We start from the raw sequence: 19923 nt of genomic DNA, 5'->3' as shown, positions 1-19923 counted from the left end.
GGCCGCAATAGCGGCCTTTTTTATTGGAAGACAATTGCGCAACATGATGTGTCACTTCAGATTTGCATTATACTGCCGATTAACTGGTATCTAACTCAGATTGACAGGTGCTGAAATGTTGCTGCGGATTACCCTTCTTCTCTTGCTAAGTGTCATGCCCCTTGCTGCGCGAGCTGAAATCAAAGCTGTCGACATTTACAGTCAAGAAGAGTTGTTAGAGCTCATCCGCCAAGGCAGCGAGCTTAAGCGCGTCAAACAAGATGACTGCCAATTACTTAAGGACATTGAAGCCCACGCAAGTGTCCTTAAAGAGCCTTTGTATCAATACTTGTGGGGCGAAATGTTGAATTATGGAGTTTGCACCAAAGCAGACCCCAAACGTGGTATTGAATGGTTACGCCGCTCTGCTGAGCAAGGCAGCCCAGAAGCGATGCTTAAGCTCGCGCAATACTATAATGACGGTAAGTTTTTAACCAAAGATCCTGAACGAGCAGTGTATTACGTGTTTCCTGCTGCGTCTGGTGGCAGCTTGGCTGCGCAGATGATGTTGGTCAAATTACTTAGCGAAGGGCACGGTACACCCAGAGATTATGTGCTGGCCTATTATTGGTTATATAACCAAACCTTTGCTGATGAAAAAACACAGCAGCAAAGCCAAAAATTACTGGCAAAGTTGGCAAAGTTGATGCCCGACAGCCAGGTCAAACGAGCACAACAACCTCAGTTACATCAATAATGGCTGAGGGCTAAATAGAAATGGATAATGAATGACTAAAGATCCTCATTTTGAGAGAGAACAAGATAAATACGAAAATCCTATTCCCAGCCGGGAATATATTCTGGAATACCTCCAGTCTCAGCAATCCCCTCTAAACCGCGACAGCATCGCCCATGCACTGGGCATCAGCCTCAACGATGAAGAACAGTATGAAGCACTGCGACGTCGGCTGCGTGCCATGGAACGCGATGGCCAATTAGTGTTTACCCGCGGCCAATGTTATGGCTTGCCTGAACGCATGGATTTAATCGCCGGTAGCGTTATCGGCCACCGCGACGGATACGGCTTCTTCCAACCGGATGAGGGCGGCGAAGATCTGTTTATCCACCACGGCGATATGCAACGCTATTTTCATGGCGACCGCGTGTTAGCGCAACGCGCCGGCGTTGAACGCAAAGGCAAAAGCGAAGCGCGCATTGTGCGCTTGTTAGAAGAACGCAAAGCCCCATTAGTTGGCCGCTTCTACGTTGATAGCGGTATGGGGTTTGTGGTCGCTGATGATAAACGCATCTCCCAAGAAATTCTGGTTGAAACTGCGGATAGAAACGGCGCCCGCGCGGGTGACGTGGTAGTAGTAGAGCTCACCCGCCGTCCCGGTCGCTATGTCAAAGCCGCCGGCAAAGTTACCGAAGTACTCGGTAAAGAGATGGCGCCGGGGATGGAAATCGAAATTGCACTGCGCAATTATGACCTACCCCATACTTGGTCCAGCTTAATTGAGAAAAAGCTGCGAAAAATTCCTGATGAAGTGCAGGAAGAAGACAAAGTCGGTCGAGTCGATTTACGCGAGTTACCATTAGTCACTATCGATGGCGAAGATGCACGCGACTTTGACGATGCAGTGTATGCTGAGCGTAAACGTGGCGGCGGTTGGCGTTTATGGGTAGCCATTGCCGATGTAAGCCATTATGTACGTACACAATCAGCATTGGATTCAGAAGCGCGCGCGCGCGGCAACTCGGTGTACTTTCCGTCGCAAGTGATCCCAATGCTGCCAGAGAAACTCTCTAACGGCTTGTGCTCACTAAATCCGGGCGTTGATCGTTTGTGTATGGTGGCAGAAATGACCATCGCCGCCAGCGGCAAGCTTTCCGGTTACAAGTTTTATCCTGCCGTGATGCATTCTCACGCGCGATTCACCTACACCAAAGTAGCGGCGATGCTCGAAACAGGTGAAGTGCCAACCGAATACCAAGCGCTGTACCCACATCTGCAAGTGCTGCAAGAACTGTATCTAACGTTAGATGAGCAACGCCATCAGCGTGGTGCGATCGGTTTTGAAACCGAAGAAACCCAGTTTATCTTCAATGACCAACGTAAGATTGAGCGTATTGTGCCGCGCACACGCAACCAAGCACATAAAATCATTGAAGAATGTATGATTCTGGCCAACGTAGCCGCGGCCAAGTTCGTTAAGAAACACAAAGGCGAAGTACTTTATAGGGTTCACGAAGCACCATCAGAGCAAAAACTGACCAACTTTCGGGAATTCCTGCGTGAACGTGGCTTGCAGCTGGGTGGTGGCTTAGATCCACAACCGATCGACTATCAATTACTGCTCGAACAAGTGCGTGAGCGCCCAGATGCCGAGTTGATCCAAGTGATGCTGCTGCGCTCGATGCGCCAAGCAACGTACACGCCAGATAACGAAGGCCACTTCGGTTTGGCATTGGAAGAGTACGCACACTTTACCTCGCCTATTCGCCGTTATCCTGACTTGGTATTGCACCGTGTGATCCGTTATCTGCTGGCCAAAGATGCAGGTGATGTCGAAAACAAATGGACCGACGATGGTGGCTATCACTATCAGCTCGAAGAACTGGATTTGCTGGGTGAGGAGTGTTCCAATACCGAGCGCCGCGCTGACGAAGCCACCCGCGATGTGTCTGATTGGCTTAAATGTGAGTTTATGCAAGACCATGTGGGCGACGTGTTTGATGCCGTCGTGGCATCCGTAACCAGCTTTGGCCTATTCGTTAGACTAAAATCACTGTTTATCGATGGTTTGGTGCATATCTCAACCTTGGGCAGCGACTATTATCAGTTTGACCCCGCGCGGCAACGTCTGATTGGCGAAAACAGTGGTAAAACCTACCAAATTGGTGATGCCGTTACAGTGAAAGTGGCGGCAGTAAATTTGGATGATCGCCAAATTGATCTGTTGATGGTGGATGAAAAGCAAGGTAATCGCTCACGCGGTGGCAGCAAAAAGCGTCCACTGACCGCCAGAGAGCGTGTCAACCTTGAAGGTGCGAAGGTGAGCGCCAAGAAAGGTCGGGTTGCGAAAAAGAGTGATAAAGGCGGGCGTAAGTCAGCCGAGAAACAAGATAAGCCCGCAAAAGCAAAAGCGGTTAAACGTCCAAAGAGAAAGAAATAATTGATGAAAAAGCAGGAATTGGTTTTCGGCATTCACGCCGTATCTTCGCTATTAGACCATGCCCCAGAGCGTGTGTTAGAGATGTGGCTGCTCAGCGGCCGTGTTGATGAACGCGTACAACCTTTGCTAGAAAAAGCAGCATCGGTTGGGGTTCGCGCTCAGCAAGCATCGCGCAAAACCTTGGATGAAAAAACCGAAGGTGGCCAACATCAAGGGGTGGTTGTGCGCGTACGTCCTGCAAAAGTGCTGACCGAAAATGATTTAGAGGCCTTATTAGATAAGACAGATGTGCCGTTTCTGCTGATTTTGGACGGTGTCACTGATCCTCATAATCTCGGTGCGTGTTTGCGAAACGCTGATGCCGCAGGTGTCCATGGTTTGATTGTGCCGAAAGATAACTCTGTCGGTATCACACCTGTGGTGAGCAAAGTTGCCTGTGGAGCCGCAGAAACCGTGCCTTTATTTCAAGTGACCAACCTCGCACGCACCATGAAGCGTTTGCAAGAACGCGGCGTATGGATTGCCGGCACAGCAGGTGAAGCCACCAGCACCCTGTACCAAGCCGACTTAAAAGGGCCTTTAGCTATTGCAATGGGTGCTGAGGGTAAAGGTTTACGACGTTTGAGTCGTGAAGGCTGCGATACCTTAATCTCGATCCCTATGGCGGGTTCTGTATCAAGCCTCAACGTATCAGTAGCGACTGGCATCTGCTTGTTTGAAGCGGTGCGACAACGCTTGGGTTAACCATTGCTCAATCAAAAAGGGATGGCAAATTGCCATCCCTTTTCGTTTAAATATTGTGTTTATTGAAAGGTATACAGCAGATTGAAGGTGGTGATGGTATCAGTTTGTTCACTGCCCTCACCCACGTTTTGGTTGTATTCCATCTTGAACCCCACTTTAAACGCCCAATCTTGAAACAGCGTATTCTTATAGTTCAAATCCAAAATCACCGTGTTGTTGGTCGCACCGATTTCAGTACTTAAGTCAGCGTTGAACGTAGTGTATTCATGGATCAACTGTTCAAACTTAGCTTTAGTACGCAAGATAGGCTCTCTATCGGCTTCGGGATTTGGCTCATCGTCGGTTTCCTGCGGCATGCTGTATCGGTAACCGGGGCCAACTTCGATACTCAGCTTGGTTCTGCCAGTGCTGACGATGTCAAAACCATAACCACTTACAAAGGTATACCTGTTGGTGTACGAACCAAACTTATCCCAAGTAAAGTTACCACTCGCCAGAATATAACCTCTGGATAACTTATAGTTCGACTGCATTTCTAAGTCGTAACGTTCGTTAGTTGTGCCTTGGTCATCTGCCGCGTAATAGGCCTTTACCGTACCTTCCTGTTTGGTCTTAGCTGCGTCATATACCAGCTTAGTTCTTCCGTTGAAACTGGTGGAATCCGTATTACCTGTGTTGAGTTGGAAACCCGCTTCAACTTCAGCGCGTAAGTTGTTTTGCGGCTCATGGTAATCAGGCGGCACTAAGGCAAACACTGGTAGCGAAACCAGCGATAACAGTGCCCAAAATGGATTTTTTGTCATTATTCCAAGTTTCTTCATGTTAACTGCATCATGGTTGCGCCACATGATACCTGTCATGTGGGCTAAGGCAAAGTTATTGCTTGAGTTTACTGCCGCCTTTATGTACTATTCCGCGCCTAAATCAGTCACTTTAATTCGTTCCTTGCCTCTACGGGTCTGACTGAGCCAATACGAGGCTAACAAACCGTAAGGAGCACTAAATGCGTCATTACGAAATCGTATTTATGGTTCACCCTGATCAGAGTGAACAGGTACCAGGTATGATCGAACGCTATACCGGTGTTATCACCGAAGCGGGTGGTCAAATCCATCGTCTGGAAGACTGGGGCCGTCGCCAACTGGCATATCCTATCCAAGACCTGCACAAAGCTCACTATGTTCTGATGAACGTAGAAGCAACTGCTGAGTCTATCGAAGAGCTGGAAACAGCTTTCCGCTTCAACGACGCTGTGTTGCGTAACCTGGTTATGCGCACTAAAGCTGCTATCACTGAAGCTTCTCCAATGGCAAAAGCAAAAGACGAACGTGATTCACGTCGTGCTGCTGCTAGCGACCGCGCTGCCGAAGAAGCTATCGAAGATCAAGCTGAAGAGATCGCCGAGTAAGTTTTGCTGTGACCACCAATCATTTGGTGCTAGCAGGGCGCATTCTTCGTAGCCGAAGATTTGATAGTCCAGCGGGTATCCATCACACAGTGTTGCAACTTGAGCATAAGTCTCTGAAAACAGAGGCGGACATGCAAAGACCTGTTTACTGTGTCATGCAAGTGATTTTGAGTGGTGAGCGTTTTGAACGCTTAACAGACAAGCTGAAGGCAGGTGTGGATATACAAGTTTCAGGATTTATCGCATTGCAGCAAAGCCGCAATGGTCAGAACCGCTTGGTATTACACGCTGAAAATGTCGAATTGAAAAATTAGGAGACTGTCAACATGGCACGTTATTTCCGTCGTCGTAAATTCTGCCGTTTCACTGCTGAAGGTGTAACGGAGATCGATTACAAAGATATCGCTACTCTGAAAAACTACATCACAGAAAGCGGTAAAATTGTTCCTAGCCGTATTACCGGTACTAGCGCTAAATATCAGCGCCAACTGGCTCGCGCTATCAAACGCGCTCGTTATCTGTCTCTGCTGCCATACACTGATTTGCATCAGTAATCGGCACTGAATTCATTGAATTAAGAGGAATTGATAATGAACGTTATTCTGCTTGATAAAATTGCGAACCTGGGCAACCTGGGTGATCAAGTTTCAGTTAAAGCTGGCTACGCTCGTAACTACCTGCTGCCTCAAGGCAAAGCAGTTGTAGCTAACGCTGAAAACGTAAAAGTTTTCGAAGCTCGTCGCGCTGAACTGGAAGCTAAAGTTGCTGCTGAGCTGGCTGCTGCTACTGAACGTGCTGCTAAAATCTCTGCTCTGGAAGCTGTTGTTATCGCTTCTAAAGCTGGTGATGAAGGCAAACTGTTCGGTTCAGTAGGTACTCGTGACATCGCTGATGCTGTAACTGCTGCTGGCGTTGAATTGGCTAAATCAGAAGTTCGTTTGCCACTGGGCGCTCTGCGCAACACTGGTGACTTCGAAGTTGAAGTTCAACTGCACGGTGAAGTTAACGCGATCGTTAAAGTAACTATCGTTGCTGAAGCTTAATTTTTAAATTAAGTTTTTACCGTAAACCGCTCTAGGGTGGTTTAAAAATACCCTCAACGTCTTATACGTATGAGGGTATTTTTTTAACTACACAACTCCGCTGCTAAATCTTTTAACGCCCGTTTGAGTGAATCTGCGCGAGTAATGCCTCACTCAATGCCTTAACCGAGTCATCATGACGGCTATGTTCACCCCGCACAAAATACAGCTGCGTGGTACGGCTGTTGACACCAATGCTGGCTAAAGTGCCATCAGCCAACAGCGGAGCAACCTGTTGCTGCGGCAACCAGCCGAACCCCAGTTGATTGACTACCGCACCAATCGCCGCGTCAATCGAGGTAAAATACCAACACTCTTGCGCTGATGGATGATGATTCAACAGCTGCTGACTCTGCTTATCAACGATTTGAATCATGGGATAACTGGCCAACTGTGAACGTCGCAGCTCCGCAGGTAACTGCAACAGCGGATGCTCCCGATGTGCCACACACACAAACTGCACATCCATCACCAACTGCTTCTCTACTGCCGCTGTTGGCGGCAAACTAATAAGATATAAGTCCCCTTGTTGCTGCTGCAGCTGCACCACACCTTCATCCTTAATCGACTCTTTGACGTGTACCTGTGTTTGACTAAATCGCTGATGAAACGCCTTTAACCCAGCAAAGAGCCAAGACTGCGGAAACATACTATCCACGACTAAGGTCACCACCAACTTGCGACCATGTCGAATAGCCTCTGCACGCAGTTCCAAATCTTGAAAGCCATCTAACAGCAATTTGGCTTGTTCGAGCAACGCTTTACCTGCCTCGGTCAGCACTAATCGCCGCCCTCGCAGTTCAAGCAGTTCCACTCCAAGTCGTTGTTGTAACTGGGTTAACTGATAACTCACTGCTGGTTGGCTGCGGTAATGAGACTCCGCCGCACTGGCGATACTGCCATGCTCGACCACCGCTGCTAACAATTGCCACTGCTCAATACTGGTTTTAAACATATAAAATTTCTTTATATTTTTGATTCAAAAAATACGTTTTTTATAAAAATATAAAATGATTAAGCTGAGTACAAGTTAAAAGAACAGCTCATACGAGGTAAAGATTATGTTTGATAAAAATGATTTAAGCGGTCTGGTAGGCAAACATCTGGTATATACCTATGACAATGGCTGGAACTACGAAATTTACGTTAAGAACGCTGAAACCATCGACTATCGCATTCATAGCGGCATCGTAGGCAACCGTTGGGTAAAACACCAACATGTCTATGTAGTACGCGTTGCCAACAGCGTATATAAGATTTCTTGGACCGAACCCACCGGCACAGACGTCAGCTTGATCATCAACTTGGGCGACAAAGTATTCCACGGCACTATTTTCTTCCCACGTTGGATCATCAACGACCCGAAAAAAACCGTGTGCTTCCAAAACGATCACATCCCACTGATGAACGCTTACCGCGATGCAGGCCCAGCCTATCCAACAGAAGTGATCGACGAATTTGCCACCATCACCTTTGTACGTGATTGCGGTGAAAACAATGAAGACGTAATCAACTGCCCGGCCAGCGAATTACCAAATGATTTTCCAAATAATCTGAAGTAACAGATTGTTAGAAATAGATCATTCCGGTGAATGATAACCCAGCAAGCAAAAACGCCTCCCCAGAGGCGTTTTTTTATGCTTAAAATTTAAGGCTCGGCGCTTAACCCCACACTTTATCCGCGACCTGTTTTACTAGCGCGATTTTGGCCCATTGCTCTTCCGCAGTTAGGCTGTTGCCCTCTTCGGTGGAGGCGAAACCGCATTGGGTGCTCAGATATAAGTTTTCCAGTGGCACGTATTGCGCCGCTTCATGAATGCGGGCGACGACTTCATCGACAGTTTCCAACTCGGCAGATTTTGAGGTAATTAATCCGAGCACCACTTTTTTACCCGCTGCGAGTTTGGCCAACGGCGCGAAATCACCGGCGCGGTCGGTATCGTATTCAAGATAGAATGCATCAACATTTTCTTTAGCGAACAGGGTATCAGCCACAGGTGCATAGCCGCCGCTGGCGCTCCAGGTCGAACGGTAGTTACCGCGGCAAACGTGGGTTGCCAACACCAAATCTTTCGGCGCATTTTCAAAAGCGGCGTTGTTTACTTCCAGCAGAGTGTTGAGCAGGCCATCAAGTTCCGTTTTATAGGCTTGATGATCGCTGCCACAACCACAGCCTGTGGTGTGGGCGCCAATATTCGGATCAGTCAAAATACCCCAGGTGCAGTCGTCCAGTTGCAGGTTACGGCAACCGGCGGCGTACACCTCTTGGATCACCGTTTTATAGGCTTTAGCAATATCGGCGATTAGCTCGCTCAGTTCTGGATAGATACGCTGAGTTTGCTCAAGGTTTACCGGGCGTTGCAGCTCACGCAGAAACTGCGCAGGTGCCGGAATGGTCAAACGCGGAACAAAACCTTCACCAGCCAATTTGGCGATAAATTTAAAGTGTTCAATAAACGGATGGTTTTCACCGCTGATTTTGCCAGTTAGTTGGCAGCTTTCTGGGCGAGTTTGAATGCCATTGAAGGTATAACCTTGCTCTATCGAAGACTTTTCTACACCGTTAAGGCCCCACATAAAGTCGAGATGCCACCAGCTGCGACGGAATTCACCATCAGTAATCACTTGCAAACCGGCGGCTTTTTGCTGTTCAACCAATTCGGTAATGGCTTTATCTTCAACAGCGGTCAGCTCAGCTTGAGAAATCTCGCCAGCGGCAAATTGGCGGCGAGCTTGCTGGAGGTAATCAGGGCGTAAGTAACTGCCAACAACGTCAGCGCGAAATGGTGGGATTAATGCAGTAGTCATAGAAAGCCTCAACGAATGAACAATTCAATGCCTGAGATTGTAGACTTCTAGACGTCTATTTATAAGCGAAAAATCCTCATTACTTACTTGAATGAAATTCATGTTGGACGATTGCAATGATGATCTGTTGCTACACTTATCAATGAATGCAGCGTAACAGGGATGCTCATCAGTCAACACTGATGCAAGATAAGCAGTGCAGTGTATCGCTTTCCAAGGAACTTGCTGATCGCTTGGTTTTAAGAAGGTGACTATGGGACAAAGAAGCACAGCAGAAGATCGCTTAACCCTAAATGTGGCGATTGGGCTATTTGTTGGAGTTATTTTAGGTCTCGAAATCGGCCATATCCCCTTGGGGATCAGCTTGGGCATGTTGCTTGGGGCAGTTGTCGGGCTGTTGCCGTGGCGTGACAATGTTGATGATGACGAGCAATAGTCGCTAGCCTTTAGTTGACTTGTACCTGATGCGATAACGGCAGATGATGGCAAGATAACTTCTTCGCTAACGTTCACATCATGTCTAAAGATTTCTTCCAGCACAAAGCCGATAGTTACGAACAAGACTCACATCGCGTGGATAACGTTGGCAATATCGCCAATGCGATCATCAACCATTGTCCATTATCAGCCGACATGCAGCTGATGGATTTTGGTTCTGGCACTGGGCTGTTGCTGGAGCGGATTGCTCCGCATGTGGCAAAGATCACCGCGGTCGACGTATCAGAATCGATGAACCAGCAGTTACTCGCCAAACAAGACAAGCTCGCTTGCGCATTGGAGATGCAAGCCGTCAACCTTGAAGTCGCCGATTTAGCCCAGCGGTTTGATGGAATTATTTCGTCCATGACCTTGCACCACATTAAAGACGTTGATGCGATGCTGACCAAGTTTTATCAAATGCTGAATGAAGGCGGCTTTATCGCAATAGCCGATCTTGATAGTGAAGATGGCAGCTTTCATAGCGATGATACGGGAGTACAGCATTTTGGTTTTGACCGCGCAAGTTTAGCGGCACAGGCCACTAACGCGGGATTTAGCCAAGTGGTAGTAAGTGACGCCAGCGTAGTGCAAAAGCCCCACGGGCAATATCCGGTATTTTTGCTGAGTGCGCGGCGATAAGGTCACGCTTCAAGGCGCTGTGACCTTACTCAAAAACGCCAAACACCCTGCCACACTCTGCCGTAATAACGTTGCTAAGGACGCTATTTCGGCATCAACTCAACCGTCATTGGATGCGGTTTCAGGGTGATTGCGTGACGCCCCACGAACGGCTTGTTCGGGCTTGTCAGCCGATACGGTTTACCAAATGAGGCTATTTTTAACATCGCCTTGGGCGTATGAGCTGTCGCCTCGGCAAGAGTTAACTCAATTTGGCCAGTTTTTGCACTGTAACTGGCAGAAATAAATTCCCCAGCATCCAAGGTTAACCACAATTTGGCTGGCGCAATATAGATGCGATTGCGAAACGCATCTTTGGGCAGGAGTGTTATTTGCTCCTCGTCTTGGGTTACTGTGCCGCCAAAGCCTAGCCAGCCAAACTTGGCATCATTGACCAAATAACTACTGCTACCAAAGGCATAGCCAAAGAAATTGGTACCATAGTCACCGCTATAGTCATCAAACTTGCGACTATCTGGAAAGCTGTGAAAGGCTGCCGAAGCAAACCCTTGCTGATCGATATTGGTCATGGCGCCCATCATTCCGCCGTAAGCCACTCGAAGTAGATACAGATCTCTCGGGTCGCGGCGATAGCTATCGAGCAAAGGCAAGGCGTTGATGGTGGAGCCGTAATGATGCAGTTGCCGCTCGATCCGGCTTAATTTGCCAGCATAAAGAAAGTCCCAAAAGCGACGCGCACTGCCGTTGTAACCCCAATGTGGCACGGTAAAGTCGTAACCGAGGATAACATCGCGGGTTTTGGTCGCCTGCGCGGTTTTGCCAAAGTAGCGCATCCACGCATACACCTCCTCTTGACCGGTCGAATCCCACGGCATTTCACTGCCAAAGGGATAAGCTAAGCTCGCCCAATGTTCGGCACGCTTACTCATGGCTTGGGTGAGCTTTTTGGCTTCAGCATTCATGCCTTCCGCTTTTAAGTCTTGCAGAATAGCCACAAATACATCCCCTTCCATTTGCCCAAACTGGGCGTAGTCAGGTGCAAGTTGTACCATCGCCATGCTGGTGTGATAGGCATGTTCAAGGTACCAGCGCCAGTCATGCGCATTGACTAAACCTTGCTTAAAACGGGCTAAGCGATACAGCACCCACTGTGCTGCTGCCACATGCGGATAGTTATATGAGCGCTCGGGAGAGGCTGCTTGCTGTGCATTCCATGACGCCCAGGTACTCCAATCACGCTTAGGATCGTAACTGAAATCGGGCAAGGATTTGGGCGCATAATAAAATAGACTTTTGACCACACCGTATTGCTTGTCGCCACTGTTATATTGCAGCCGACCATCCACCACTTGGGTATAAAATTGCTCAAACTTGGCCACTTGCTCTGCATCGGCAGCACCCAACTGCTTCATAATGGCCGCCAGCCAGGGGCCTGCGCCCGCTTCATCACTCAAACCTGCGAGCCAAACGCGCTGATCTTGCGTCACTACGCTGCCCGCGGCCTTGTCGTAACCCAAGATCGCAGGGGAGCGCTTAAACGGGTCATTAGGATCATCAACCCATTGCTGAGTAAAGGAAAATTCACCGAGTTTGTCTACCGCGGTGCGCATCGGATCAGTCACAAAATAATGAAGGGTTTGCTGCTGGCCATCATCATAGTAGATATTGATCCGCGCCCTGCCCCAAGCTTTACCTTGTACCTTGAAATGGCGCCAATCGCCTTTGCTCACTGCGGGAAACACCGCCAGAGACTCTTTAGGCGTAACCGTAATTGAATGCACACCTGACGCGGCATTGAGAAAAAGGTCGGCAGGGAGATCGGTAGGGACAACATATCCCGGCACACCAACCGCAACAGGCCGTTGATTGGCCACTAAGGTGGATTCAAGCTGACGAACCTTAGGCGTTAACACAAACTTGACCGAGGTAATGTAGCTATCACCCGGTGCCAGCATTAGCGACTGCGGGGTGTTCCACTGCTCAGCATGCAGCCATTCGGTGTCTGCAAAGCCTTTGCTAAACACCATCCAATCATAAAAGCCTTCAAAAGTATGGGTGCGCTTGGTCGGGTCATTGTAAATGAGTGGGCGACCATTGGATTCCGTACGGTCGAGCAGTGGCATCCAGTTTTCAAACTGAGCATTTTGCTGCGGTAACACTAACAACGCTGGACCTTGGCCATTTAAACGCACCACTTGCAGATAACCAGCGTCGAGCCCCATATAGGGCTCGGCATAGCTGGCACGCTGATGTGCCTCATCCAATTCGCGCCCGCTGAGGATATTGTCAAACACCATCGCCAAGCCGAGTCCGCCAATCTCAATGGTGTCATTGGTTGGGTTACGCAGCGTGAACTTAAGCACGAGCTGGCCCTGATGATTAATCCAATCGCGCTGCACTCGCAATGGAATACCGGGCAAATCACCACTAATTTCGGCCGATGCCAGCGTATTGCCAGTAGCCACTAAGGTATTGATCTGTTTGTATTGCAGCGCAGTTGAGAAGTCGTGCCAACGGTCAGCGCCTTTGAGCCGCAAGCGAATATCAATGTCTCCCAGCTGATAATAACCATCGCCTTGGCGAGTGTTGGTGTGGGCAGACGGTAAAAAATCAAAGCTATCTTTGACCGAGGTTGGCCGCATCGAGACTAACGTTTGCGACACAGTATCAAACTGCAGCGCCAAATCAGGTAAGGCTTCTGCAGCATGCGTTGCTGCAACAAATAACCACGGCAAACATCCACTCAGGCACAGAAGCCATTGATGTTTAACCTGCTGAAATTGGGCGAAAACAGACATTCTGGGCATAGTGAGCGCAATCCCTAGCATTCAGATTAAGGCACTAATAATAATGCACTAATAACATGATTTTGCGAAAAATTCCGCTTTTTAGACAAAACAAGCGTTGAAGGATTGCTGCCCAACCATGACGCGCCGATACAACGACAACCATGGTTGAGCGGGATATCAGATTAGCTAGGAAAAACTTCCTCACGCAGCACTTCAATCACTTCCAGATTATGGACTTGGAGTAAGCGGTGAACTCGCTCGGTTTCCCCCGCCAGCCAAGCCTCTGCTAATTCATTGTGGGTCGGAATGGCCCTTTCTCGGCGCGTTGCCGCAGTGAGAAAGATTTGCAAATAGCGATCTGACATATACAGCAAGCGCCCCAACACATAATGCGAGGTACTGCGCTGCAACGGGCCAATTAAGGCAATGTGGAAAGCACGATTGGCGCGGATCAGTTGATAAGCGTCGGGATTTTCCAGCTTATTAAATTCCGCTAACGCATCTCTTACCAGCTGTTTATCAGCTTCGCTAGCAGCGACACAAGCTCTAGCCGCAAGATCTGACTCCACTAATGCTCGCAAGTGAAAGATATCTTCCGCATCTTCCATCGTTAATTGAGGCACCAAATAGCCTCGATTGGGATGAGAGATTAATAGTCGGTCATTTTCTAAACGCGCTAATGCTTCCCGCAGCGGAATTTTACTGATCCCCAACTCTTTGGAGAGTACATCTTGCCTTAATGGTTTTAACGGCAGCAGGTCGTTGGACAGAATTCGCTCTCGAATAATCTCATAGGCATGTTCAGAGAGGGTTTTTACGACGATTGACATAACGCGCTTCCACGTACGGACAAATAACAGTTATTGCTAAAATATACTGACAACGCCGACGATTTAACTAAGTAAGTATGAAATTAGATAAATATTATACTCCTATTATTTGGAGCTGAATATTTCTAGCATTTCTAATATATGTTTAAAAAACGCGATTAATCGTAAAATTCCGATCGGTTGTAGCATGCACAACTATAGTGCAAAAGCTCTATTTTATCACCCGCTAAAAACCTCAAAACACCTCTAACTAGGTAGATGGATATCATAAAAAAGAAATTTTCTACGGCAGAGTTATAGCATGAGCGCGAGCACTAAATAGCCACCAAAAGCAGCAACAGCACCGCCGGTATAACGTAGTAGACGAGTAGGCGCAGCAAACTGATTTAAACAAAAACCTAAACCAACCCCAATCAACTGCAGTAATGCGGTGCCGGCGATAAAGCCAATGGCATAATCAATTGCTTGGCCGCGTTCAGGCATGTCCGCTCCATGTGCGTATCCATGAAAGACCGCCAAGGCGCCAACAAAGGCCATAATAAAGGACAGTGGCCATTGATGATCAACCGCCATCAAAATGCCAATGGCAATTACTGATGCAGCGACACTAAAGCTAACGAACGGCATTGAAATTTGCAGCATGCCGGCAATGCCGCCAAGCATCATAAAGAATAGAAATGCCAGCGGCACCAGACACACCACTCGATTTAGCATCATGCGACACAGCATGCCAACGCTCACCGCAACGACAATATGATCCATCGCCAACAGTGGATGCAGGAAACCACTAGTAAAGCTTGCAACAGGCGTAGATGAGCCCGCATAAACAGGCATGCCCAAAAATACCAGCAGTAAAACCAGTACGCGCAGCATCAATTCCATTCGCCTCTGAAGAAAACCTGGTAAAACAATAGTTAAATTATACTACCATTTGTTATCAAAATGATAATAGAAAAGGAGGATAATAATCGCTAATAACGGTTAAAAAAATGGAACAATGCCCAAACGGCAACGACGTCGCCAAGCAGCTGACGATAACTAGAGATATGAATTTAAGATAATAATAACGCTAATTCAGTAGGATGCGAGATTCGCCAATGCGGCAATAACCGACCTAATGGTCTGAGCGTTGCCTGTTCAAAGGCGGGAGCAAGCCACACGGCTTGCGCACCAGCTCGGCGAGCGCCCTCAACATCGGTAATCGGATGATCGCCCACGTGCAACAGTTGCGACAAGGGTAAACCAAGCGCTGACTGCGCTTGAAGAAACATATCTGGGTAGGGTTTCATACGCACACCATTCCCAGGATGCAGCACCCACTCCAACGCTTCTCCCAAGCCAATGCGTTGATGATCCACATTGCCATTGGTGATGCCAATTAAGCGGTAACGCTGCTTAAGCTGCATCAATAACTCAATGATCGCATCACTGACACGAAAATCACTGCGACAATCATAGAAGTAAGCCAACCCTTGCTCGGCGCCCACCTCTGCCTCTGCGTGCGAATATCCCAATGTCATCAGCCCGGCGAATAGCATGGCTTTACGTGCTGCCGTCGTATCGTGCTGCAATGCTGGATTAAGCGCAAACTGCTGCAACTTACACTGGCGCCAATCGGCTAGCCCCCATTGGGACGCTCGCGGATATTGCTTCAATAACCACTGTTGCATCGCAGCTTCTGCCGCGTGAATGATCGGCTGGTTGTTATAAAGGGTATCGTCTAAATCAAAGCTAATCGCTTTAACTGTTGCGAGTCGCTGAAAGCACAGCATCAGTTTTTACCTTTGCGCGCCCGCGGATGCGCCCCGTCATAAACCTTAGCCAGATGTTGAAAATCAAGGCTGGTATAAATTTGCGTGGTGGAGAGGTTGGCGTGCCCCAGTAGTTCCTGCACTGCGCGTAAATCACCACTGGCTTCTAACAAATGCGTGGCAAATGAGTGACGTAATTTATGCGGATGAACCTTGGCCGACAAAAGCTGTTGTTGCGCCCAATAGCTTAAACGCGCCTGAATACTGCGATGCGACAAGCGCGAGCCACGATTACTGACAAAGAGCGCGGCATCTTGGCACGGCAACAACTTACGATAGTTGAGCCATTGCTTAATCGCGTTCACCGCCATTGCGCCGACTGGCAATAGTCGTTCTTTACTGCCCTTTCCCACCACCTTCACTTGTGCTTCAACCAAATCGATGTCGTTGAGGTCGAGTCCCGCCAATTCAGCTAAACGTAATCCTGACGAGTAAAACAACTCCATTAGCGCCTTATCGCGGGCTGAAATCGCATCGGTGACTTCAATATCAAGCAGATGATTTACGCTATCAGCATCTAGGTTCTTTGGCAGTGGTTTACCTTGCTTGGGGGCAGACAATTGCGCGGCAGGGTTGGCAACTATTTGTTGCTCACGTAATAAGTAGCTGAAAAATTGTTTCTGTGCCGACAAGCACAGCGACAGGCTACGCGGGCTTAAGCCGCGGCGGTGCAACTTGGCCAGTACGGCTTTGAGTTGCTCATGGGTTACCTGCTGCCACTGACAATCATCTGGTAGCAAGGAGGCCACACGCTGTAATTCATTGAGATAGTTGCGAACAGTGTAAGCAGAGAGCTGGCGCTCAGCACTCAAAAATCGCTCAAATTTAGCAATCCAAGGTGAGTCTGCTAATCCTGCTATCACGATTACAACTTTGGCAAAAGATGATCTAACAATTGGCGCACTTGCTCAAGCAACATGCTGTCCATCTCGGGGTGAAAATGCGCCGCATCAGCGCTGGCAATGGCAAAAATCACCTGACCATTTTCTTCAGACAACCGCGCCAACGACACCGAACCCACATCCGCGCCGAACAAACGATGCGCTTCATGACGGGTTAAGCGCCCAAAGTAATAACCATCCACCAAGCGGTTGTGCCAGATAGTTGATAACTCAGAGTCAAGGTCATGCACCGTAATTAAGCGCACATGGCTAAAGCCAAATCCGCTTTTCAATTCATGGGTAAGCACTTGGCGCAACTCGCCCATATCTTCGCAATCGAGCAGCTGTTGACACAGCTGCAGGTTGAATCTAAAGATACGTTCGTTATTCGTCGCCATCGACATCAACGCGGTGATCTCTTCTTCAAGCTGTCCAACCCGTTGCCGCAATAACTCTTGACGACGTTCAACCAGTGACACCGCACCACGTTCAGCATGCGGCACTTTCATGGCAATAAGTAGCTCAGGGAAACGGCTAAAAAAGTCCGGGTTATCGAGCAGATATTCGCGAATAATCTGCTCATCAAACGGCGGCATGGCACGTGAAATCAGGTCTGTCATAGTTGTATTTGGCCATCATATACATGCTCAGCTGGGCCGGTCATGTAAAGCGGTTTTCCTTCCCCTTCCCACGAAATCGTCAACGAACCACCGGGTAAATCTACCTTCACTGTCCCCGCCAACTTACCTTGTAATTGGCCAACGGCTGCGGCGGCGCATGCGCCACTGCCACACGCTAAGGTTTCCGCCGCGCCACGTTCATAGACGCGCAGTTTGACATGCTCTGGCGACACCACTTGCATAAAGCCGACGTTGACACCATTTGGAAAACGCTCGTGGTTAGTCAGCAGCGACCCCAAAGTATCTACATCTGTATTGCCAACGTCGTCTACTTGAATCACACAATGAGGATTTCCCATGGAAACCACACCACAGAGAAAGTTTTGACTGCCCGCCTGCAGCAGGTAGGTCTTCTCCGCTTTTTTGGCTTTAAACGGCACAGAATTTGGTTCTAAGATTGGCACGCCCATATTCACGGTTACGGTGCCATCTTTTTCCAGTTTTAACAGCATTTTTCCCGCAGAAGTACTCACGCGAATCTTGTACTTTTGGGTTAAGCCTTTGTTTTTCACAAAGCGCGCAAAACAACGGGCACCATTGCCGCACTGCTCGACTTCGCTGCCATCGGCATTAAAAATACGATAGTGAAAATCGAGTTCAGGATCGTACGGCGGCTCGACCAACAATAACTGATCAAAGCCCACGCCAAAATTGCGGTCCGCCAAGCGACGGATCTGCTCTGGTGAAAAAAACACATTTTGGGTGACGGCATCTACAACCATAAAGTCGTTGCCTAACCCATGCATTTTAGTGAACTGAATCAAGATGACTCCTTGCACACCAATATTATTAATCGTTTAGCTTATGGTAATAAGGACTCGCCTTGCCACAACTGTTGTAACTTTTCACGTTCACGCACCACATAGTGTTGAGTGCCATCGACCATAATCTCTGCCGCACGAGGACGCGTATTGTAGTTTGATGACATCGCAAAGCCATATGCACCGCTGGAACGAACAGCCAGTAAATCCCCTGGACGAATGGTCAGCTCACGAGATTTACCCAAAAAGTCTCCCGTTTCGCAGACTGGGCCGACAATATCGTACAGCTGTGGCGCTCGGCTGTGTTTGCGTACCGGAATAATCTGCTGCCAAGCACTGTACAGCGATGGACGGATCAAATCGTTCATTGCGCCATCAACAATGGCAAAGTTCTTACCGGCATTTTCTTTGAGGAATAGCACTTCAGTAACGAAAATGCCCGCATTCGCCGCAATAGCGCGACCCGGTTCAAAAATCAACTTCAGATCACGTTCGCCGATGCGCGCTAACAAGGCTGCAGCATATTCGTAAGGTTGTGGTGGTGTTTCTTTGTCGTAGGGCACGCCTAATCCACCACCCACATCCAGATGGGAAATCTTAATGCCACGTTCGGCTAAGCGATCGATCAGCGCCAACATACGATCCATCGCATCTAAAAATGGCTGAATTTCAGTCAGTTGTGAGCCAATATGGCAATCAGCACCTTTCACTTCTAGGTAGGGCAATTCCATCGCACGGACGTATGCTTCTTCTGCATCATCCATGGCGATACCAAACTTGTTCTCTTTCAAGCCAGTAGAAATATATGGGTGAGTGCCCGCATCCACGTCAGGGTTGATTCGCAATGATACTGGCGCGATGGTGCCTAAACCTGCGGCGACATCATTGAGGATTTCAAGCTCTGCCAGCGACTCAACGTTGAAGCAATAGATGCCCAACTCCAGCGCCATTTTCATCTCTGTGGGCGTTTTACCGACGCCAGAAAACACCACTTTGGCTGGATCGCCACCGGCGGCAATTACCCGCGCCAATTCACCACCAGACACAATATCAAAACCGCTGCCCATTCTGGCCAGCAGATTGAGTACCGCCAAATTGGAGTTGGCTTTGACTGCATAACAGATCATATGCGGATGCTCAGCAACCGCTGAGTCAAACGCATGCCAGTGACGTTCAAGTGTGGCGCGCGAGTAAATATAAAGTGGAGTGCCGTACTGAGCTGCTAATTCAGCAACATCACATTCTTCGGCAAAAAGGTGCTTATTTTGATATTGGAAATGATCCACTCTCTCGTCCTCACAATGAAGGTTTTGGGGCATTGTTTACAGGTTGTTGCGCCTGATTTGCTGCGTTTGCCGGCGTCTTATAGAGCGGCCCTTTTTGACCGCAGCCAGCAACTAGTATGCAGGCCAAACTTAAAGATAAAAGTAATTTCATTTCACTCAACATCTGTGCACGGAAAATACATTAGCCTTATAATCGCATTCATCTTGATGAAAGCAAAGGACAGATATTGCATGGCTATGACAGATACACAATATCATCAACTCGCCGATGATATGTTTGAACGCATTGAGCAAGCCATCGAGCACGCCATTGATGAACAAGGCGCAGATGTAGACATTGATGCCTCAGGTAACGTGCTGCAATTAGAATTCGGTGACGGCTCTAAGATTGTGATTAATAAACAAGAACCACTGCAGGAGCTCTGGGTTGCGTCTCGCTTTGGCGGTTACCACTTTGCGTATGTGGACGGTAAATGGTTGGATCAACGTAATGGCGGTGAATTTATGCCATTTGTGCGTGAATCGATCGCCAAACAAAGCGGCATTGAACTCGCGCTTTGATGCCAATA

General features: G+C 48.4%; 23 protein-coding genes. 11 read left to right on the top strand and 12 right to left on the bottom strand.

The annotated features are described in order from the left end of the window. Positions 1-154 precede the first annotated feature (154 nt). Genes JYB87_RS02230 through rlmB form a run of 3 tightly spaced genes read left to right on the top strand, consistent with a single transcriptional unit; the run spans position 155 to position 3899 of the window. The gene (locus tag JYB87_RS02230; protein ID WP_324032443.1) at positions 155-736 is read left to right on the top strand and encodes a tetratricopeptide repeat protein; all 582 of its coding nucleotides are present in this window, start codon (positions 155-157) and stop codon (positions 734-736) included. 31 nt (positions 737-767) lie between these two features. After that, the gene (rnr, locus tag JYB87_RS02225; RefSeq protein WP_207355288.1) at positions 768-3155 is read left to right on the top strand and encodes a ribonuclease R; all 2388 of its coding nucleotides are present in this window, start codon (positions 768-770) and stop codon (positions 3153-3155) included. A 3-nt stretch (positions 3156-3158) separates the two neighbouring features. After that, entirely contained in the window at positions 3159-3899 is a 741-nt protein-coding gene (rlmB, locus tag JYB87_RS02220) for a 23S rRNA (guanosine(2251)-2'-O)-methyltransferase RlmB (RefSeq protein ID WP_207355287.1), read from the top strand. 59 nt (positions 3900-3958) lie between these two features. On the opposite strand, the gene JYB87_RS02215 is transcribed toward rlmB, so the two are convergent. Next, entirely contained in the window at positions 3959-4702 is a 744-nt protein-coding gene (locus tag JYB87_RS02215) for a DUF481 domain-containing protein (protein WP_207355286.1), read from the bottom strand. A gap of 200 nt (positions 4703-4902) precedes the next feature. Here JYB87_RS02215 and rpsF point away from each other — a divergent pair, with 200 nt between their 5' ends. Genes rpsF through rplI form a run of 4 tightly spaced genes read left to right on the top strand, consistent with a single transcriptional unit; the run spans position 4903 to position 6350 of the window. Beyond that, positions 4903-5307: a 30S ribosomal protein S6 gene (gene rpsF / locus JYB87_RS02210; RefSeq protein WP_207355285.1), complete on the top strand. Its 405-nt coding sequence runs from the start codon at positions 4903-4905 to the stop codon at positions 5305-5307. Positions 5308-5315: 8 nt separating this feature from the next. Next, positions 5316-5621 (top strand): primosomal replication protein N, encoded by a 306-nt coding sequence (priB, locus tag JYB87_RS02205; protein WP_207355284.1) that lies wholly within the window; start codon positions 5316-5318, stop codon positions 5619-5621. A 12-nt stretch (positions 5622-5633) separates the two neighbouring features. Then, positions 5634-5861 (top strand): 30S ribosomal protein S18, encoded by a 228-nt coding sequence (gene rpsR, locus JYB87_RS02200; RefSeq protein ID WP_025009344.1) that lies wholly within the window; start codon positions 5634-5636, stop codon positions 5859-5861. A 36-nt stretch (positions 5862-5897) separates the two neighbouring features. Further along, on the top strand, positions 5898-6350 hold the full coding sequence (gene rplI, locus JYB87_RS02195) for a 50S ribosomal protein L9 (RefSeq protein WP_207355283.1): 453 nt from the start codon (positions 5898-5900) through the stop codon (positions 6348-6350). Positions 6351-6462: 112 nt separating this feature from the next. Here rplI and JYB87_RS02190 read toward each other — a convergent pair whose 3' ends face one another. Further along, the gene (locus tag JYB87_RS02190) at positions 6463-7344 is read right to left on the bottom strand and encodes a LysR family transcriptional regulator (RefSeq protein WP_207355282.1); all 882 of its coding nucleotides are present in this window, start codon (positions 7342-7344) and stop codon (positions 6463-6465) included. 106 nt (positions 7345-7450) lie between these two features. On the opposite strand from JYB87_RS02190, the gene JYB87_RS02185 reads away from it, so the two are divergent. Further along, a complete protein-coding gene (locus JYB87_RS02185) occupies positions 7451-7951 on the top strand; it encodes a phenolic acid decarboxylase (RefSeq protein WP_207355281.1) in 501 nt (166 codons plus the stop codon). Between the two features lie 100 nt (positions 7952-8051). Here JYB87_RS02185 and JYB87_RS02180 read toward each other — a convergent pair whose 3' ends face one another. Further along, positions 8052-9197 (bottom strand): 5-methyltetrahydropteroyltriglutamate--homocysteine S-methyltransferase, encoded by a 1146-nt coding sequence (locus JYB87_RS02180; protein WP_207355280.1) that lies wholly within the window; start codon positions 9195-9197, stop codon positions 8052-8054. 253 nt (positions 9198-9450) lie between these two features. Between JYB87_RS02180 and JYB87_RS02175 the strand changes: the two genes are divergently transcribed. Together JYB87_RS02175 and JYB87_RS02170 are read left to right on the top strand one after the other, a co-directional pair. Next, positions 9451-9633, top strand: a complete 183-nt coding sequence (locus JYB87_RS02175; RefSeq protein ID WP_207355279.1) for a hypothetical protein — start codon at positions 9451-9453, stop codon at positions 9631-9633. 80 nt (positions 9634-9713) lie between these two features. Next, positions 9714-10316, top strand: coding sequence for a class I SAM-dependent DNA methyltransferase (locus tag JYB87_RS02170; RefSeq protein ID WP_207355278.1), 603 nt, complete (start codon positions 9714-9716; stop codon positions 10314-10316). Between the two features lie 83 nt (positions 10317-10399). On the opposite strand, the gene JYB87_RS02165 is transcribed toward JYB87_RS02170, so the two are convergent. The 9 genes from JYB87_RS02165 to lptM all read right to left on the bottom strand — a co-directional run bounded on the left by JYB87_RS02165 (position 10400) and on the right by lptM (position 19505). Beyond that, positions 10400-13123: a DUF5695 domain-containing protein gene (locus JYB87_RS02165; RefSeq protein WP_207355277.1), complete on the bottom strand. Its 2724-nt coding sequence runs from the start codon at positions 13121-13123 to the stop codon at positions 10400-10402. Positions 13124-13287: 164 nt separating this feature from the next. Beyond that, positions 13288-13935 carry a GntR family transcriptional regulator gene (locus JYB87_RS02160; protein WP_207355276.1) on the bottom strand — a complete coding sequence of 216 codons (648 nt, stop codon included), beginning with the start codon at positions 13933-13935 and terminating at the stop codon, positions 13288-13290. Positions 13936-14229: 294 nt separating this feature from the next. Then, the gene (locus JYB87_RS02155) at positions 14230-14817 is read right to left on the bottom strand and encodes a HupE/UreJ family protein (protein ID WP_207355275.1); all 588 of its coding nucleotides are present in this window, start codon (positions 14815-14817) and stop codon (positions 14230-14232) included. A gap of 170 nt (positions 14818-14987) precedes the next feature. Beyond that, the gene (locus tag JYB87_RS02150) at positions 14988-15707 is read right to left on the bottom strand and encodes an HAD-IA family hydrolase (RefSeq protein ID WP_207355274.1); all 720 of its coding nucleotides are present in this window, start codon (positions 15705-15707) and stop codon (positions 14988-14990) included. Continuing rightward, a complete protein-coding gene (gene xerC / locus JYB87_RS02145) occupies positions 15707-16609 on the bottom strand; it encodes a tyrosine recombinase XerC (RefSeq protein ID WP_324032431.1) in 903 nt (300 codons plus the stop codon). Before xerC ends, JYB87_RS02150 begins: the two co-directional genes overlap by 1 nt. Positions 16610-16611: 2 nt before the next feature. Next, positions 16612-17247, bottom strand: coding sequence for a DUF484 family protein (locus tag JYB87_RS02140; protein ID WP_407695828.1), 636 nt, complete (start codon positions 17245-17247; stop codon positions 16612-16614). Next, positions 17244-18071: a diaminopimelate epimerase gene (gene dapF / locus JYB87_RS02135; RefSeq protein ID WP_207355273.1), complete on the bottom strand. Its 828-nt coding sequence runs from the start codon at positions 18069-18071 to the stop codon at positions 17244-17246. The genes JYB87_RS02140 and dapF overlap by 4 nt, the downstream gene beginning before the upstream one ends. A 38-nt stretch (positions 18072-18109) precedes the next feature. Next, positions 18110-19354 carry a diaminopimelate decarboxylase gene (gene lysA / locus JYB87_RS02130; RefSeq protein ID WP_207355272.1) on the bottom strand — a complete coding sequence of 415 codons (1245 nt, stop codon included), beginning with the start codon at positions 19352-19354 and terminating at the stop codon, positions 18110-18112. A 10-nt stretch (positions 19355-19364) separates the two neighbouring features. Continuing rightward, positions 19365-19505, bottom strand: coding sequence for an LPS translocon maturation chaperone LptM (gene lptM, locus JYB87_RS18855; protein ID WP_207355271.1), 141 nt, complete (start codon positions 19503-19505; stop codon positions 19365-19367). Between the two features lie 80 nt (positions 19506-19585). Between lptM and cyaY the strand changes: the two genes are divergently transcribed. Beyond that, positions 19586-19915, top strand: a complete 330-nt coding sequence (gene cyaY / locus JYB87_RS02120; RefSeq protein ID WP_207355270.1) for an iron donor protein CyaY — start codon at positions 19586-19588, stop codon at positions 19913-19915. The last annotated feature ends 8 nt before the right edge of the window (positions 19916-19923 follow it).

It is taken from the genome of Shewanella avicenniae (assembly GCF_017354945.1).
Lineage (GTDB): Bacteria > Pseudomonadota > Gammaproteobacteria > Enterobacterales > Shewanellaceae > Shewanella > Shewanella avicenniae.
Note: the sequence above shows the minus strand (reverse complement) of the source record. Positions and strands in the feature narration are given on the sequence as shown.

Bases quoted from the DNA above. Each gene is read 5' to 3' on its own strand.
- JYB87_RS02175 (WP_207355279.1), top strand. From the start codon at position 9,451: ATGGGACAAAGAAGCACAGCAGAAGATCGCTTAACCCTAAATGTGGCG.
- rplI (WP_207355283.1), top strand. From the start codon at position 5,898: ATGAACGTTATTCTGCTTGATAAAATTGCGAACCTGGGCAACCTGGGT.
- JYB87_RS02140 (WP_407695828.1), bottom strand. From the start codon at position 17,247: ATGACAGACCTGATTTCACGTGCCATGCCGCCGTTTGATGAGCAGATT.
- JYB87_RS02185 (WP_207355281.1), top strand. From the start codon at position 7,451: ATGTTTGATAAAAATGATTTAAGCGGTCTGGTAGGCAAACATCTGGTA.
- JYB87_RS02215 (WP_207355286.1), bottom strand. From the start codon at position 4,702: ATGACAAAAAATCCATTTTGGGCACTGTTATCGCTGGTTTCGCTACCA.
- JYB87_RS02180 (WP_207355280.1), bottom strand. From the start codon at position 9,197: ATGACTACTGCATTAATCCCACCATTTCGCGCTGACGTTGTTGGCAGT.
- lptM (WP_207355271.1), bottom strand. From the start codon at position 19,505: ATGAAATTACTTTTATCTTTAAGTTTGGCCTGCATACTAGTTGCTGGC.
- JYB87_RS02170 (WP_207355278.1), top strand. From the start codon at position 9,714: ATGTCTAAAGATTTCTTCCAGCACAAAGCCGATAGTTACGAACAAGAC.
- JYB87_RS02160 (WP_207355276.1), bottom strand. From the start codon at position 13,935: ATGTCAATCGTCGTAAAAACCCTCTCTGAACATGCCTATGAGATTATT.
- rlmB (WP_207355287.1), top strand. From the start codon at position 3,159: ATGAAAAAGCAGGAATTGGTTTTCGGCATTCACGCCGTATCTTCGCTA.
- JYB87_RS02165 (WP_207355277.1), bottom strand. From the start codon at position 13,123: ATGCCCAGAATGTCTGTTTTCGCCCAATTTCAGCAGGTTAAACATCAA.
- JYB87_RS02155 (WP_207355275.1), bottom strand. From the start codon at position 14,817: ATGGAATTGATGCTGCGCGTACTGGTTTTACTGCTGGTATTTTTGGGC.
- rpsF (WP_207355285.1), top strand. From the start codon at position 4,903: ATGCGTCATTACGAAATCGTATTTATGGTTCACCCTGATCAGAGTGAA.
- rnr (WP_207355288.1), top strand. From the start codon at position 768: ATGACTAAAGATCCTCATTTTGAGAGAGAACAAGATAAATACGAAAAT.
- rpsR (WP_025009344.1), top strand. From the start codon at position 5,634: ATGGCACGTTATTTCCGTCGTCGTAAATTCTGCCGTTTCACTGCTGAA.
- JYB87_RS02230 (WP_324032443.1), top strand. From the start codon at position 155: ATGCCCCTTGCTGCGCGAGCTGAAATCAAAGCTGTCGACATTTACAGT.
- cyaY (WP_207355270.1), top strand. From the start codon at position 19,586: ATGGCTATGACAGATACACAATATCATCAACTCGCCGATGATATGTTT.
- JYB87_RS02190 (WP_207355282.1), bottom strand. From the start codon at position 7,344: ATGTTTAAAACCAGTATTGAGCAGTGGCAATTGTTAGCAGCGGTGGTC.
- JYB87_RS02150 (WP_207355274.1), bottom strand. From the start codon at position 15,707: ATGCTGTGCTTTCAGCGACTCGCAACAGTTAAAGCGATTAGCTTTGAT.